The sequence below is a fragment of the Micromonospora andamanensis genome (assembly GCF_016863495.1).
GTDB classification, from domain to species: Bacteria; Actinomycetota; Actinomycetes; order Mycobacteriales; family Micromonosporaceae; genus Micromonospora; species Micromonospora andamanensis.
This window is the reverse complement of record NZ_BOOZ01000014.1, coordinates 153037-169909: the sequence shown is the minus strand read 5'-3', so window position 1 is coordinate 169909 and position 16873 is coordinate 153037. Positions and strand designations below refer to the sequence as shown.

The 16873-nt window shown below is 69.3% G+C and carries 10 protein-coding genes; 8 read left to right on the top strand and 2 right to left on the bottom strand.

Annotated features, from left to right (window positions below):
• Window positions 1–213: 213 nt before the first annotated feature.
• Window positions 214–3765: a ThuA domain-containing protein gene (locus Van01_RS14510; protein ID WP_204007033.1), complete on the bottom strand. Its 3552-nt coding sequence runs from the start codon at window positions 3763–3765 to the stop codon at window positions 214–216.
• Window positions 3766–4286: 521 nt separating this feature from the next.
• Here Van01_RS14510 and Van01_RS14505 point away from each other — a divergent pair.
• From Van01_RS14505 to Van01_RS14480, 6 genes are all read left to right on the top strand, one after another.
• The gene (locus Van01_RS14505) at window positions 4287–5795 is read left to right on the top strand and encodes a sugar ABC transporter ATP-binding protein (RefSeq protein WP_204007031.1); all 1509 of its coding nucleotides are present in this window, start codon (window positions 4287–4289) and stop codon (window positions 5793–5795) included.
• Window positions 5792–6766 (top strand): ABC transporter permease, encoded by a 975-nt coding sequence (locus Van01_RS14500; RefSeq protein WP_204007029.1) that lies wholly within the window; start codon window positions 5792–5794, stop codon window positions 6764–6766. The genes Van01_RS14505 and Van01_RS14500 overlap by 4 nt, the downstream gene beginning before the upstream one ends.
• Window position 6767: 1 nt before the next feature.
• Window positions 6768–7751 carry an ABC transporter permease gene (locus Van01_RS14495; protein ID WP_204007027.1) on the top strand — a complete coding sequence of 328 codons (984 nt, stop codon included), beginning with the start codon at window positions 6768–6770 and terminating at the stop codon, window positions 7749–7751.
• Window positions 7752–7764: 13 nt separating this feature from the next.
• Entirely contained in the window at window positions 7765–8952 is a 1188-nt protein-coding gene (locus tag Van01_RS14490; RefSeq protein WP_239099078.1) for a substrate-binding domain-containing protein, read from the top strand.
• A gap of 7 nt (window positions 8953–8959) precedes the next feature.
• Entirely contained in the window at window positions 8960–9811 is an 852-nt protein-coding gene (locus Van01_RS14485) for a sugar phosphate isomerase/epimerase family protein (RefSeq protein ID WP_204007025.1), read from the top strand.
• A gap of 170 nt (window positions 9812–9981) precedes the next feature.
• Window positions 9982–12378, top strand: a complete 2397-nt coding sequence (locus Van01_RS14480) for an RICIN domain-containing protein (protein ID WP_204007023.1) — start codon at window positions 9982–9984, stop codon at window positions 12376–12378.
• Window positions 12379–12453: 75 nt separating this feature from the next.
• Here Van01_RS14480 and Van01_RS14475 read toward each other — a convergent pair whose 3' ends face one another.
• Window positions 12454–13719 carry a hypothetical protein gene (locus Van01_RS14475; protein ID WP_204007021.1) on the bottom strand — a complete coding sequence of 422 codons (1266 nt, stop codon included), beginning with the start codon at window positions 13717–13719 and terminating at the stop codon, window positions 12454–12456.
• Between the two features lie 273 nt (window positions 13720–13992).
• Here Van01_RS14475 and Van01_RS14470 point away from each other — a divergent pair, with 273 nt between their 5' ends.
• Together Van01_RS14470 and Van01_RS14465 are read left to right on the top strand one after the other, a co-directional pair.
• Window positions 13993–15225, top strand: coding sequence for an MFS transporter (locus Van01_RS14470; protein WP_204007019.1), 1233 nt, complete (start codon window positions 13993–13995; stop codon window positions 15223–15225).
• 50 nt (window positions 15226–15275) lie between these two features.
• The gene (locus Van01_RS14465; protein WP_204007017.1) at window positions 15276–16868 is read left to right on the top strand and encodes a GGDEF domain-containing protein; all 1593 of its coding nucleotides are present in this window, start codon (window positions 15276–15278) and stop codon (window positions 16866–16868) included.
• Window positions 16869–16873: the final 5 nt, after the last annotated feature.

Below are 16873 nucleotides of genomic sequence, written 5' to 3'. Positions count from 1 at the left end.
CGCCCCGACGGACCAGGGACGTCGCTTTCTGCTCGGCACCGACCCGTGCGGGTCCCGCGTGCCGGCGGACGGGTCGGGCACGGCCTCGTGAGACGGGTCCGAGGCCGTGCCCTGGCGCAGTGGCTCCGCACGTCCCCGGGTCGGGACCGGCTCCGCTCTCCGGAGTCCGGTCCCGATCGGAGACGTCACTGACCATCGCGATGGCCGCGACGATCAGGCCAGGCTGAACCGCCACTGCTGGTTGGTGCCGCTGTGGCAGGTCCACTGCAACAGGCGGGCACCGTCGGTGGTGGCACCTCCGTTGACATCGAGGCAGAGCCCGCTCAGCACACTCTTCACCGTGTAGACCCCGCTGGTGCCGGTGGACGTCGCGGTGAACTTCTGCTGGTTGCTGTTGTTGCAGGTGGCCTGCTGGAGGAAGGCACCGGCGCTGGTGGAACCGCCGGTGATCTCCGCGCACTTGGCGCTGTGGACGGCCCGGAGGTAGACGGCGCCGCCGCCGGCGTCGACCGCCTGCCACTTCTGGTTGTTACCACCGGTGGCCGCCCACTGGTGGATCTGTGCGCCGTCGGCTGTGGACACGCCGCTGACGTCCATCAGCTTGTTGCTGTGTTGCGCGGTGATCGTCCACGTCCGTCCGGCGATCCCGCTGCCACCTGGGTCACCGACCCCCACTCCAGGGCCGCCGAAGGTGTGCGAATCAAGGTCGAACCAGTTGTTGCCGCTGCCCTTGAAGACCAGGTACAGGGTGTGGGTACCGGCGAGGGCGGAGACGTTCACCGGTGGCGTGGACTGGTAGTTGTCCCAGCCGCCGGTGCTCGGCACCGGAGTGGTGGCCAGCAGCGTGCCGGTCGGCGACCCGGCCCGCAGCTCAATCGATCCGCCGCCGGAGGGCGACGACAGCCGGTAGCTCACGGTGTTGATGCCGGACAGGCTCATCGGGGTGAAGGCGATCCAGTCGTTGTTGGAGATGTCCCCGACCCGCTTGCCGCTCTCGGCGCCGGCCTGGTCGACGACCCGGGTGCCGGACTGGCTGCTGTAGTACTCGGCCTGCTTGTGCTTGGGCTGGAGGATCACCTGGGCCCGGCCGGTGAGTGGGGCGGCGCCGCCCGCGCCACCGTTGTCGGTGTACCGCGCGTTGAGCACGTAGAACAGGTTGGCGCCGTCCGGGTGACCACCGAGCAGGTCGGTGGGGATGGTCCCCGAACAGCCGGCGTAGTCAGTGGTCTCGTGCGCGTGGTCGTCGTGCCCGAGCGCCGGGTTGAGGAAGACCTTGCTGCAGTCGATCGCGGCGCCGCCCGGGTCGGTGACGGTGATCTGGTACGAGACCCGGTCGCCGAAGGTGAGCATGCCACCGTTGGCCGGCGTGGTGATGGTGACCACCGGAGCGGTGTTGCCGACGGTGATCTGGACGTTGGCGAAGCCGGTCTTGCCCGAGCTGTCGGTCACCTTCAACTGGGCCGTGTAGTTGCCGTTGCTGGTGTAGACCTTCGACGGGTTGGCCGCCGTCGAGGTGGTGCCGTCGCCGAACGTCCACTGGTAGCTGATCGTGTCACCGGGATCGGGGTCCGCCGATCCGGCACTGGAGAACTGCACGGTCAACGGGGCGTTGCCGCTTGTCGGCGTGCCGGTGGCCTTGGCGATCGGTGACCGGCCGCCCTGGACGTAGTCGATCCGGTAGAGACCCGAGTCGCTGTTGCCGCCACCGAAGTTGGTGCCCCACTCCAGCAGGTAGAGCGAGCCGTCCGGACCGAATTCGAGGTCCATCGGCTTGTTGAACCTGCTGGTGGGTAGGAACGGGTTGGTGCGGGTGACCGCCGTGGCCGAGTCGAAGTGCACTTCCTTGATGTAGCTGCGCGACCACTCGTAGAAGAAGTGGACACCGTCGTAGTACGGCGGGAACTTCGTCGCCGACGGGTTCGCCGGGTCGTAGCGGTAGACCGGTCCGCCCATCGGTCCGGAGCCGCCGGAGCCGAGTTCCGGGAAGTTCTGTGAGGTGCCGTAGCCGTACCACATGTTGGGTGCGACGACCGGTCGGAGGCTGGTCAGGCCGGTGTTGTTCGGCGAGTTGTTCACCGGCGCGGCGCAGTTGAACTTGGCACCGACCACGCCGGTGTCCGGGTTGTACGGCGCGTACGGCTGGTTGTCGCCGTGGCAGAACGGCCAGCCGTAGTTGCCCGGTGCCTTGATCACGTTGAGTTCGACGAGACCCTCGGGGCCCCGGTTGGTGGTCGGCGGGTTCCGGTCCGGTCCGTAGTCGGCCAGGTAGACCCAGCCGTTGGCCGGGTCGATCGAGAAGCGGAACGGGTTACGGAAGCCCATCGCGTAGATCTCCGGCCGGGTCTGCGCCGTTCCCTGCGGGTAGAGGTTGCCCGACGGGATGGTGTAGCCGCCGCTGGCGGAGGGCCGGATTCGCAGCAGCTTGCCACGCAGGTCGTTGGTGTTGCCGGCGGTACGCGCCGCGTCGAGCATGTGCTTGCCCGAGCGCCAGTCCAGCGGAGCGTAGCCCTGCCAGTTGGGGTCGAGGTTCGGCGCGACGTCGTCGCCGGTGCCGATGTAGAGGTTGCCGTCCGGCCCGAAGGCAAGGTACCCGCCGGTGTGGCCGGGCTCCGGGTACGTCCGGTCCCGGTACGCCGGAACGTCGATGATGGTGACCCCGCTGGACATGTTCAACGTGTCGCCGCTGAGTGTGTAGCGGGAGACCCGGTTGACGTCGGTGGAGCTGCTGGCCGGCGAGTGGTACAGGTAGACGTACCCGTTGCTGGCGAAGTTCGGGTCGAGCGCGAGCCCGGTGAGCCCGTCCTCGCCGCCGGTGTAGACGCTCAGCGTGCCGGCGGTGACGGTGCTGCTGGTGCTCGGCTTGAAGATCTTGACCTGGCCACCCCGCTGGACGTAGATCACCCGGCCGTCGGGTGCCACGGCCAGCGCCATCGGGTCGACGGTGTTGCTGTCGAGGGTCCGCTTCTCGAAGTTGCCCCAGACGGTGCCGCCACAGTCACCCGGCTCGTTGCCGGCGGCCCACTTCACCCCGCCGAGGACGTGATTGCGGAAGTGGGTCTCGCTGTAGGACGCGATCGCGTGGCCCATGGCGGTGGCCCAGACCCGACCGCCGCCGGTGTTACGGCACCAGGAGATCGGGTGATCGGGGCCCATCGCCCGGGAGCCCGGGTTGTAGGTGCGCTCGTCGGCTGTCACCAGGACGTGCACCTCGCCGCGCGGATTCTTGTCGAAGTTGTACCACTCCTCGCTGCGATTCCAACGATCCGGCAGGCTGGCCGTCGACGGGTGCTTCTTGTCGGCGACGATGGCCGTGCCGGGCAGGACGCCGGGGGAGTGCTCCGGCATGTGCGCACCCGCGTTGATGGTCTGGTCCCACCACGGGTACTCGGCTTCGATCCCCATGTCTGTGGCGTTGTGGATGGCCACGATGCCCTTGCCGCTGGCGAGGTAGCCCTCCACCGCCTGGCGTTGGCTGGCCGAGGTCCACACCATGCCGGAGGTCTGGAACATGATCAGGACATCGAAGGTGGCCAGGTTCGCCGCGGTGAAGACGCTGGAGTCCTCAGTGTGCACCAGTTCGAAATTGTCGGACGCGGCCTGCTGCTGGAACATCGAGACCCCGGCGGGGATCGAGTCGTGCCGGTAGCCGGTGGTCTTGGTGAACAACAGGGCGCGGAAGGCCGGAGCCGCTGATGCCGGCTGGACCAGCGCGAGCGCCAGTAACAGACCGGTGATCAGTCCGATGATGGCTGTCTTACGACGCATGCCGTCTCCTCGTCGGGGCGGGGGCAACAGGGGGTGCGACCACGAGTCCGGTCACCTCCGACGGCGCGTCGGGTGGTGCCTGGTGTGGCGCGACGGGGTGCGTGTGCGGCGTTCGTCGCGCCGGTGCGGCTCTACTGAATGTCACGCAGAGTCACATTTGGCTGGGTTCCGGCCCGGTGGTGGCGGAGAGCCTAAATAGTGTCGATATGGACATGTATTGATGTTAACGATAACATAGCTGGGACGGATCCGTGACGCACGTGCTCCCCAGTGGACCTGACCTGGCGTCGTTGCCTGCCACCAGCCCGGCCGGGAGTCCGGGAAGATCGGGGATTGCGTACCTATCCCCGAGCATCTATCTTCATACGTGTGATGTTTCGGTTGTGTCAAGCGAAAGTTTGAGCACGACAACAGGAAGCATCGCTTTCGACAACTAAAGCCAGGTGACCGGCCTGTCGTAAGTGGACCTTGAGGTGGCGCGCCCCATGCCCTTGGCGATTACTATCCGTAAGGATTCTTGAATGTCAGATCGACAGGTGCCGCTGCTCGCCCTGCGCGGCATCAGCAAGTCCTTCTTCGGGGTGCGCGTCCTGGACGGTGTCGATCTCGATGTCGCCCCGGGCGAGGTGCACGCAGTGGTGGGGGAGAACGGTGCCGGCAAGTCCACCCTCATGAAGATCGTCTCGGGCGGGTACGCCCCGGACGGCGGCACCGTCGAGTTCGCCGGGCAGCCACGGGTCTTCGGCGGCCCCCGGGACGCGCAGCGGGCCGGCATCGGCATCATCCACCAGGAGTTCAACCTCCTGCCGGAGCGCACCGTCGCGGAGAACGTGTACCTGGGCCATGAGCCGAAGCGACGCGGTCTGGTCGACAGACGACAGATGCTCAGCCGCACCCGGGATCTGTTGGCCACCATCGGGGAGACGGCACTGCCCGCCGATGCGGTGGTGGGCCGCCTCGGCGTCGCACAGCAGCAGGTGGTAGAGATCGCCAAGGCGCTCGCCCTCGACGCGCGCCTGCTCATCATGGACGAGCCCACCGCCGCGCTTGCCGACCACGAGGTCGAACTGCTCTACGGCCTGGTGCGACGGCTCCAGCGGCAGGGCATCGGCCTGCTGTACGTCTCACACCGGCTGACCGAGGTCTTCGACCTGTCCGACCGGATCACGGTACTCAAGGACGGGCGCCGGGTGCGGACGATGCCGACCGCCGAGGCCACCGCGGAGGATCTGGTACGCCAGATGGTGGGTCGGGAGCTGTCCAGCTACTACCCCGACCGGGCCGCTGCCGAGGATGTCGGTGCGGTCCGGCTCTCCGTACGTGGTGGTGGGAACCGGAAGTTACGCGACATCGACCTGGACCTGCGCGCGGGCGAGGTGCTGGGGATCGGTGGCCTGCAGGGCTCCGGCCGGTCGGCACTGGCCCGCGCGTTGTTCGGGGTGGAGCCGTTCACCACTGGCGTGGTCACGATCGACGGTACGCCGACCCGGCTGCGCTCGCCGCGGGCGGCGACGCGGGCCGGCGTCGCGTACGTCAGCGAGGACCGCAAGGGCGAAGGCATCGCCGCCCGACAGTCGGTGCTCGACAACGCGCTGCTCGCCAGCCGGGCGGTCTTCCCGGCCCGCTCGGGACGTGCCGCGCGTACCGTGCGCGTCCGCGAGCTGCTCGCCGCCGTCGAGGTCCGGTCCGCCGGTGACGATCAGGAGATCCGCTTCCTGTCCGGCGGTAACCAGCAGAAGGTGGTGCTGGCCAGGTGGCTCGCCCTCGACCCGCTGATCCTGCTCTTCGACGAGCCCACCCGGGGCATCGACGTGGGCGCGAAGTCGGCGATCCACGACCTCGTCCGCCGGCTCGCCCGGGCGGGTGCGGCCGTCCTGATGATCTCGTCCGAGCTGCCGGAACTGCTCGGCATGAGTGACCGGATGCTCGTCATGCGCGACGGCCGCGTCGCGGGTGAGCTGCCCGCCGGCGCCACCGAGGAGGACGTCGTCGCCCTGGCGGTCGGCACCGTACGGGAGGCGGCGGCATGAGCGTGCTGTCGCTGCGGCCGACTCGACGGCCGGTGCCGGGCGTGTTCGTGGCGCTGGGCATCACGCTGGCGATCGGTTGGCTTGTCGTGATGCTCGACGGCGGTCAGTTGTTCAACCAGTCGACGACGGTGAGCCTGCTGCACGTCGCCGCCGGGTTGGGTCTCGTCGCCGTCGGCCAGACCCTTGTCATCCTGGGCGGGTCGCTCGACCTGTCGGTCGCCTACGTGATCAGCCTGAGCACCCTCGTCGCGGCCGAGGCGATGAACGGCAGCGACGGCGCGCTGCTGCCGGCGGTCGGCCTGGCGCTCACCGTCAGCGCCGCTGTCGGGCTGCTCAACGGGCTGCTGGTCACCAAGCTGCGGATCAACGCCTTCATCGCCACCCTCGGCGTCGGGCTGCTGCTCAAGGGCTACCTCGACAACGGCTACGACGGCCCGGCCGGTAGCACCTCACCGGGTCTCGTGCAGACCCTCGGCTATCAGCGCATCGGTCCGGTCCCGCTGTCGTTCCTGCTGCTGGTGGCGGTGACCGCGGCGTGCTGGTTCGCGCTGAACCGGACCCGGTTCGGTCATCACCTGGTCGCCGTCGGCGGTGATCCGGAGGTCGCCCGGCTCTCCGGTGTCCGCAACGACCGGGTCCTGGTCGTGGCGCACGTGCTCTGCTCGCTCTGCGCCGGGCTGGCCGGGATCTACCTGGCCAGTCGGCTCGGCTCGGGTGCTCCCCGGGTGGGCACCGAAGGTCTCTACGACCTGGAGTCGATAGCCGCTGTGGTCATCGGTGGCACCGCTCTCGCCGGTGGCCGTGGCGGCGTCATCGGAACCCTCGGCGGTGTCCTGCTGCTCGCCAGCATCGACGCCATCTTCAACCAGCTCGAAGTGGACGCCTTCTTCAGGCAGGTGATCCGGGGCGCCATCATCATCGCCGCCGTGGCCGTGTACGCCCGCCGGGCCATGCGAAAGGCGGACGTCTGACATGCAGCTCCTTCAGCGTCGCCCGCTGCCGCCACAGTTGACCCGGGTACGCCTCGGCGGGCTCCTGCCCCTGCTCGTGATCCTCGCGGTGCTGCTGGTTCTGGTCACCGTACGGCAGCCGGACTTCCTGGCTCCGGCGTCTCTGATGTCCTTCCTCGGCCGTTCGGCGCCGATCATCCTGCTCGCCGCCGGTCAGTACTTCGTGATCGTCTCCGGCGAGTTCGACCTGTCGGTCGGCTCGTTGGTCACCGCGCAGGTGGTGGTCGCCGCGCGGCTCATCGACAGCGATCCGTCGCGGACCTGGCCGGTGGTGCTGGTGATGCTCGCCGGCGGGGTACTCGTCGGCCTGGTCAACGGGCTGATCACGACGCGCCTGCGGGTGCCCTCGTTCATCACCACCCTCGGCATGTTCCTGATCCTGGTCGGTGCGGTCTACCTCTGGTCCAACGGCGCCCCCAAGGGTGGGCTGTCCGAGGAGTTCCGCCGGTTCGGCCGGCGGGCGTTCGAGGACGTGCCGGTGCTCGACCGCATCCCGTACGCCCTGCTGGTCCTGCTGGTCCTCGCGACGCTCGCGGTGCTGCTGATGCGCTCCGACTTCGGCCGGGTCCTGGTCGCGGTCGGGGACAACCCACGCACGGCGGAGCTGAGCGGCGCCCGGGTGCGCCGTACCCGGACCATCGCCTTCATGCTCAGCGGCCTCGCCGCCGCGATCGCGGCGATCCTGATCGGCGGCTACAGCGGGGTGTCCTTCCAGGCCGGTGCCGGCCTGGAGTTCGGCGCCATCACCGCTGTCGTCCTCGGCGGTGTCGCCCTGGGTGGCGGGCGTGGCTCGGTGGTCGGCGCGATGCTCGGCGCGCTGACCCTCGAACTTCTCTTCACTCTCATGAACTTCTACGGCGTCTCCGGTGCACTCAGACCGACCGTCCAGGGCGCCATCATCCTGTTCGCCGTGGCGGTCTCAACCCGGCGTTTCACGTCGAGATAAGGGGAACTCCTCAATGAAACGAAGCATGGCGGCCACGGCCGCGCTCCTCCTGGTGTCACTCGCCGGCTGTGCCACTGACGAGCCCGCTGCGAGCCCGTCGGATGCCTCCTCCGCCCCGCCCGCCGGGGCCGGCACCGGCGAGCAGTCGAAGTTCTTCGTGCAGGCCGACTACGACAACGAGCTCGCGTTGCTCGACGCCGCACCGACCGGACCGGCCGACAAGCCGTGGGAGCAGGTGCTGAACCCGAAGATGGTGGACACCGCCAAGTTCAAGAAGGACGGGCCGCACAAGATCTGCTTCTCGAACGCGGCGCTGAACAACCCGTGGCGGCAGGTCGGCTTCAAGACCATGCAGGCCGAGGTGGAGGCACAGGGCGACCGGATCGAGGAGTTCGTCCACGTCGACGCCGAGGGCAAGGACCAGAAGCAGATCGCTGACATCAACGATCTGCTCGGGAAGAGCTGCGACGCGCTCATCGTCTCGCCGAACACCACGGCCACGCTCACTCCCGCCGTGGAGGCGGCCTGCAAGGCCGGCCTGCCGGTCGTCGTCTTCGACCGTGGTGTCGACACCGACTGTCCGGTGACGTTCATCAACCCGATCGGCGGGTACGGGTTCGGTCACGTCGGAGCGGAGTTCGTCAGCCAGAAGATGAAGCCCGGCGGCAAGGTCCTCGCGCTGCGTATCCTGCCCGGCGTCGACGTGCTGGAGACCCGGTGGTCCGCCGCGAAGGTCGCGTTCGACAAGGCGCAGGTCGACGTGGTGGGGGTCGAGTTCACCGACGGTGACCCGGCGAAGACCAAGAAGATCGTGAACGACTACATCCAGCGGCACGGCACCATCGACGGCGTCTGGATGGACGCGGGCGCGGTAGCCGTCGCGGCGGTGGAGGCGTTCCAGGACGCCGGCCAACCGGTGCCTCCGATCAACGGTGAGGACCAGCTCGACTTCCTGAAGATGTGGAAGGACGAGGGACTCACCGCGATCGCGCCCACGTATCCGACCTACCAGTGGCGTACGCCGATCATCGCGGCGCTGCGGATCCTCGACGGCGAGCAGGTCTCCGCCCCGTGGAAGCTGCCCCAGCCGACGATCACCCAGGAGAACCTGGACAGCTACCTCGACCCGAACATGCCGCCGCTGCACTACGCGATGTGCGGCTGCACCGACCTGCCGGGTTACCCGCAGCGCTGGAAGTAGGCGTCCGGTGCGTGCCGTCGGTGTGAATCCCTGGGTCTGGGCCTCGCCGGTCACCGGCGAGGCCCTGGCCGAGCTGATCCCTCGGATCGCGGCGCTCGGGTTCGATGCTGTCGAACTGCCTGTCGAGCAGCCGGGTGACTGGGATCCGTACCAGGTCCGGGACCTGCTCGCCAGGTACGGACTGGCCGCGGCCGGCGTCTGTGCGGTCACCCCGCCCGGACGGGAACTCGTGAACGCGGCACCCGCCGTGGTGGAGGCCACTGTGGCGTACCTGGACAGTTGTGTGGACAGTGCGGCGATCATCGGTGCGCCGTGTGTCGGTGGTCCGGTCTACGCGTCGGTGGGCCGGACCTGGCGGATGACCTCGGCGGAACGGGTCGCCTGTTACGCGGAGTTCCGCCGGGCGTTGGCCCCTGTCGCCGACCGGGCCGGCGAGCGGGGCGTGTCCATCGGCGTGGAGGCGCTCAACCGCTACGAGACGAGTGTCGTCAACACGCTCGAACAGACCGTGGAGATGATCGACGGTCTGCCGCCGAACGTCGGGCTCATGATCGACACGTATCACCTGAACATCGAGGAGGCGAACCCGTACGCGGCGGTGGCCGCGGCCGGTCCCTACATCAAGCACGTCCAGGTAAGCGGCACCAACCGGGGAGCGCCCGGGTCGGATCATCTGGACTGGCCCCGGTTCCTCGCCGCGCTGGCGGCGACCGGCTACTGGGGCGCGATCTGTATCGAGTCGTTCACCCCGGACAACGCGACGATCGCCACCGCCGCCTCGATCTGGCGTCCGCTGGCGCCGTCGCCGGACCGGCTCGCGGGGGACGGCCTGGCCTATCTCCGGAGCATCCTCGGCTGAGCTGTGCCGCCCTCGCGGCGACCCCCGTGCGACGGGGTCGCCGCGAGGGCGGCCTGTGTTCGTCGGGACGTGATCTGGATCGATCCTTGCGCAGACATCATTCGTATGATGAACTGCCGTCCACATGCCACCCACCACACTGCACCACCCACCCAGGTAAGGAGACCCCCGTGTCCGTACCTCCACCTTCCGCTGCGCCCCGACGGGTGCTGGCCGCGGCGGCCACGGTGGCGCTGACCGCAGCGGCCACCGTGGCCGCCGTGACGGCCTTCGCCGCACCCGCCCTCGCCGCGACCACCACGCTCTACGCGTCCCCCTCCGGCGGCGGCAGCAGCTGCACCGCCGCCCAGCCGTGTTCGTTGACCGGCGCGCAGTCAGTCGTCCGCTCGATGAACACCTCGATGTCGGGAGACATCGTGGTGCAGCTGGCCGACGGCGTGTACCGACTCTCGTCACCGCTACGGTTCACCGCCGCCGACTCCGGCACGAACGGCTACCGGGTGATCTGGCAGGCGGCACCGTCGGCCCGTCCCGTGATCAGCGGCGCGCGGGCGGTCACCGGCTGGACGCAGGTGGACGCCGGTCGCAACATCTGGCGCGCCAACGTCGGCGCCGGCACCGACACCCGCCAGCTCTACGTCAACGGCGCGCTCGCCACCCGGGCCCGTACCCAGGTCAACCGCGCGGACTTCAGCGCGGACAGCACCGGCATGCGGTTCACCAGCGGTGCCCTGAGCTACCTCAACAACCTGGCCAACCAGAGCCGTATCCAGATGGAGAGCGTCAACTCGTTCACCGACAGGTACGTCTCGGTGCAGAGCATCAGCGGCAACCTCATCCGGATGCAGCAGCCCGGCTGGAGCAACAACAACTTCGGGTACGACACGTTCACCAGCCCGCACCGGGCCGGACCGCTCTACCTGGCCAACGCCTACGAGTTCCTGGACACGCCGGGGGAGTGGTACCTCGACCCGGGCACCGGCGCGCTGAACTACATCCCGCTCGCCGGACAGAACATGAGCAGCGTCAGCGTGGAACTGCCGACCCAGCAGTCCCTGGTCAACCTGGGCGGGACCTACGCCGCACCGGCCCACCACATCTCGTTCACCGGGATCACCTTCACCGGCACGACCTGGCTGGGCGCCAGCAGCAACCAGGGCTACGTGGACCAGCAGACCGGCGCGTACATCTACGGAAACTGGAACTGGCCCAGCTTCACCTCCTGCCACAACGGCTGCCCCCAGTTCGAGGCCACCCGGCCGAACTGGCAGCAGATGCCCGCCGCGGTGCAGATCTCGGCCGCCAACAACATCACCTTGAGTGACTCCCAGTTCGTCAACCTGGGCCAGACCGCCATCGGCATCGGCAACGACGCCAACGCCCACGCCAGCGGGGTCGGCCTCGGTGCCAGCAACATCACCGTCACCCGTTCCGAGATCGCCCGCAACGCGGCAGGTGGCATCGTCGTCGGTGGCGTACGCGCCGACGCCCACCACCCGAGTGACCAGCGCATGGTGAACCGGGACATCACCATCAGCAACAACCGCCTGCACGACCTGGGCATCGAGTACCGGGGCATCGTCTCGGTGCTCACCACCTACGTCACCAACTCCACGGTCTCGTACAACGAGGTCTACAACATGCCGTACACCGGTATGTCCATCGGGTACGGCTGGGGGGCCAACGACGCCGGCGGCAGCGAGCACTACGCCGGTCGTGGCCTGTACAACTACCAACCGCGCTACACGACGGCCACCACCGCGTCCAACAACCGGCTGATCGGCAACTACGTGCACGACGTGATGCAGCAGATGAACGACGGCGGCTGCATCTACACGCTGTCGGCGAACCCGGGCGGGTTGATCAGCGACAACTACTGCCTGCGGACCAACGGCTACTTCGGGCTCTACTTCGACGAGGGCTCGCGCTACTACACGGCCCGCAACAACGTCTTCTCGTCCACCGGCACCTGGGCCACCGCCAACTACTGGTACGCCGAGAACATGGGCAACTTCACGGTCACCAACAACTGGTCGACGAACGGCAGCAGCAACGTGACGAACGGAGACCGGGGCAACGTCGTGTCCGGCAACGTCACAGTGACGAACGGCAACTGGCCCTCGGGTGCCCAGGCGGTGATGGCCGGGGCCGGTCCGCAGGGCGGCACCAGCAACCCGCAGGGCGTGCAGATCGTCGGTACCCAGTCCGGCCGGTGCGTGGACGTCGACGGCGCGAGCACGGCCAACGGCGCCCAGGCGAAGCTCTGGGACTGCCACGGCGGGACGAACCAGCGCTGGACCTACACCGCCAGCAAGCAACTGATGGTGTACGGCAACAAGTGCCTCGACGCCTCCGGGCAGGGCACCAGCAACGGCACGCTGGCGATCATCTGGGACTGCAACGGCCAGGTCAACCAGCAGTGGAACGTCAACGCCAACGGCACCATCACCGGTGCCCAGTCGGGGCTGTGCCTGGACGCCAGCGGGTACGGCACCACGAACGGCACGGTGGTTCACCTGTGGGCCTGCCACGGCGGCACGAACCAGCAGTGGACCCTGCGTAACTGACGGGTGAGTGGGGTCGGCACGCCGACCCCACTCCGCCCACACCGCACGGTCCGGCGTCGACAGGCGCCGTCGCGATCAGGACGCCTGCCGTCGCAGGTGTTCGGCGAAGGCGGCCTGGCTACCGAGCATCAGCTTGATCGCGTTGCGGTAGGCGACCGACCCCCACAGGTGCAGTTCCGCGTCGTCGATGTCACCGAAGACCTGTGCGAGGGCCTTGCGTCGTTTACGGTCGAGGACCTTCTGCGGTTGGGCGAGCAGATCGCCCTCGCGGCGCAGCGCGTCGAGGTAGGCGGCGACGGCCGAGATGTACGCGGGTCCGCCGACCTCCTCCAGCATGCCGAACTCGAAGACGTGCAACGCCGCCTCGGACTCCCAGTCCCGGGGCTGCTGGACCTGCCGGGTCAACATGGTGTGCCGAGCCTCGAACAGCAGCAGGATCCCTCGACCGAGCCGACTCAGCGGCCGGCGGCTCGACGGCAGGCGCAAGGTACGTACCGGCTGGCCGGCGGCGATGTCCACAGCACCGGCGAAGCTGGGCATCCGCTCACTGCCGGGCACCGGGTCGGGCACCAGACACACCCGGTCGGCGTACCTCAGGGACGTCTGACCGGACAGCGCGCGCACCGTCGTCGCGTACCGCTCGGCGAAGGGGCGCTCGTCGGCCGGCGCGTCGGGAGCCAGGGCGTAGACCACCCCCGGGACACCGGCGGCGGGGACGCCCAGCACCGCGCAACCGCGCAGGAAACCCCAGGCCGTCTCGGCGTACCGGCTGCGGCGGGCCACCTCGGCAGCGGTGTCCCGCCAGTCGCGGGCGAGCCGCAGCCGCTCCCGCACGTCGATCGGACCGGGCATCTCGCGCAGCGCCCGGGGCAGCACGGCCACCGGGTCGACGTCGAGCGGGTCGTCGACCACCGACGGACCGATCGCCGCGTGTTCCGCACAGTCCGCACCGGTGTGCGGATTGCCCGTCGCACCGTGGCAGTCACCCAGCCAGGTGACCTCACGGCTGGCGGACTGCCGGGCGAACGCCGGAGCCGGCAGCATGCCGGTGCGCAGGACCGTCTCGTACTGCACCCGGGAACGGGCCGTCCGCAGCATGTCGAGCGGCAGGACCGGGGCCAGTTCCACGACCGCCTCGATGATGACGCAGTGCGGGCAGGCGGGTCCGTCCGCGTCGACGACGCGGTACTCCCGCAGATGGTCGGCACCGGGTTGCTCCCACTGCACGCCGATGTCGCCGCCCTCGCGCAGCATCAGGTACAGGTGGGTGGTGGTGGCGTCCCGTTCCCGGGTGACGGCCACCGTCTCGTCGAGGAACCCCCGCCGGGTGATCTGCTCCACCGGGTCACTGTATCGACACGCGTCGCGATCACGGTGCAGCGTGACCCGGCAAACCGGTGTCGGGTGCCGGATCGGGAGACTATCGTCCGCTTCGACATCCGTCGACGGACAGGAGTTGAGATGCGCCTCGACATGGTCACGGTCCCCGCTCCGGCGCGAGAGTTCACCGTGCGCTGACCTTGCGGCCCACCGTCGGTCCCCCGACGGTGACGGTGCTCCTCGCTGCGGAGCGGTCCCCTGACGGCCGTTTCCCTGCCAGCTCGAGGAGCTATTTTGCGTGCCCTGGTATCCGCGCGTCTGGGCGCGGACTTTGCCAAACTCTGGACCGCCTCGGCGGTGTCCAACATCGGTGACGGCGTCACCATGGCGGCCGGTCCGCTGCTGGTCGCCTCGATCACCGACAACCCGGCGCTGATCGCCGGTGCCGTCTTCGTACAGCAACTGCCCTGGCTGTTGTTCGCCCTGCTCAGCGGGGCCTACGTGGACCGCCTCGACAGGCGTCGTCTGGTGGTGGCGGTGAATCTGCTGCGGGCCCTCGCGCTCGCCACGCTGGCCCTCACCATCGCCACCGGAACCGTCACGGTGGCCGTCTGCTACGCGGTGCTCTTCCTGCTCGGTACCGGGGAGACGCTCGCCGACACCGCGATGGGTGCGCTGCTGCCGTCGCTTGTCGCCGCCGACCGACTGCCGAGCGCCAACTCGCGGCTCTACGCGACCTTCACGATCGGCAACCAGTTCGTGGCCAAACCGTTGGGGGCCTGGCTGTTCGTCATCGCCGCGGCGGCACCGTTCGGCCTCAACGCACTCACCTTCGCCGTCGCCGCGGCGCTGCTTGCCGGAATCCGGCCGACCTCGGCGCCGGCTCCGCAGGCCGCCGCGCACCCGCCGATCCTCCGCTCGATCGCCGAGGGGGTGCGGTGGCTGTGGCGGCACCGGCTGCTGCGGACCCTGGCCCTGAGCATGGGCCTGGGCAACGTCGCCTTCTGCGCCGCGTTCGCGGTGTTCGTGCTCTACTGCCGGCAGCGGCTGGGCGTCTCCGACGTCGGCTACGGCTTCCTGCTCACCGCGTTCGCGGTGGGCGGGCTGGCCGGCACGGCGGTGGTGACCCGACTCGTCCGGACGTTCGGACGAACCGCGGTGCTGCGGGCCGGGCTGGTCATCGAGATGGTCACGCACCTGATCCTGGCCACCACGACGGCGGTCTGGGTCGTGGTGACCGTGCTCGTCGTCTTCAGCGCGCACGGCATGGTCTGGGGAGTCACAGTCGCGTCGCTGCGGCAACGACTCGTGCCGAACCGGCTGCTCGGCCGGGTCGGCAGCGCCTACGCGGTACTGGATCTGGGCGGGGCGGCGGTCGGGTCCCTCCTCGGCGGCCTGATCGCCAGCACCTGGGACATCACAACACCGTTCTGGATCGCCGCAGCGGCGATGGGGGTCGTCACGCTGGCCGCGTGGCGACCGCTGGCGCAGAGTCCGAACCGGTCGGAGGCTATCGAAGAGAGCTGATTACCGTACCATCAGGCTGTTCTTCCCTGGGCGGGTGCGGAGGAGACCGCATGGACGATGTGACCCTCCGAGCCCTGCGGCTACTGGAGGAGGCGCAGGCCGGTGGCGCGTCCCAAGTCCTGGCGGAGGCGGTCGCGGCGCTGCGGGAACCGACAGGGGAACTGCGCGACGGTCCGGCGGCGATGCATTTCGCCCGCGTCGTGGCGCTGACCCGACTCGGTGACCTCCGTGCCGCGATCGCCGCCGCCGATCTGATGCTCGTCGCCGCGGAGCGGGAGAACAGCGCCGGGTGGCGCTCCTGCGCGCTGTCCCTGCGCGCCGACCGTCGGCTCCGCCTCGGCGACCACGACATCGCCGAGTACGACATCGAGGCCGTCCTGCGGGATCTCGTCCGCGCGGAGACGGCCCTGTTGGCCGGCGAACCCGATCCGGTGATCGAGGGCAACGCCCGTACCGGGCTCGCGATCGGTTACGCCAAGCTACGGCTCTACGAGCTGGCGGTGCCCCAGTTCCAGGCGGCGTACGAGACGACCTGCCGACCCGGGTACCCGGACAACGGCAACCGGGCGATGTGGCTGTGCAACCTGGCCGAACTCAACCTGATGTGGGCCCTGGAGCTGTACCAGGTGGGTCAGGTCGCCGAGGCGGAGAAGCACACCACGGTGGCCGAGGAGCACGCGGCGCGGGCGATGACGGAAGCCTCCGGCCCCAAGGCGGAGGTGTGGCGGCTCTCCGCGTCACTGTTCGCGGCGTGTGCCCGCGCCGACCGCCAGGACCCGGCCGGTGCGGCGGAGGACATCCCCCGGGTACTGGCGTCGTTGCAGGAGCACGGCGTCGGACAGGGACACCAGGAGCAACTGCTGTGCCGGCCGTTCCACGCGGTCGCGCTCAGCCGGTCCGGGCGGCCGGGCGAGGCGCTGCGCGTCATCGAGGAGGCGGTGACCGGCCTGTCGCCCGACAACGACTGGTTGATCACCGCAGCGCTGCACCGTACGCACGCGGTGCTGCTCGCGAAGGACGGCGCGCGTGACGCGGTGCCGGGCCTCACCTACGGCGACGCGCTCGCCGAGCTGCTGTGGCGGCAGCGGCACCGCTGGCTGCACGCGGCGGTGACCATGCAGTCGTACGACGTGCTGCGGTGGCAGCACGAGCGGGCCGAACGGGCCGCGCGGATCGACCCGCTCACCGGGGTGGCCAACCGGCGTGGACTGGACAGCTTCCTGGAGCGCCTGGCCACGCCGACGGCGGCCGGGACCGATCCGGTGGCGGTGCTGATCGTGGACGTGGACCGGTTCAAGGACATCAACGACTCGTTGGGGCACGCCACCGGCGACGACGTGCTGCGGGCGGTGGCGCAGGTGATCGCGGCAAGTGTCCGCCGGGATGACTTCGTCGCCCGGCTGGGCGGTGACGAATTCGTCGCGATCCTGCCGGGAGCGGATCTGGGCGCCGCCGAGCAGGTCGCCCAGCGGACCGTCGACGCGGTGGCCGGGATGCTGGCGTGGCGGGTGACGGTGAGCGTCGGGGTGGCCGGCGGTTCCGCGTACACCCTCGGAGAGACCCTGGCGCACGCGGACGGTGCGATGTACGCGGCGAAGCGGGCGGGTGGCAACCGGGCGAGCAGCCGCCACCCCGGTACCTGAACTGG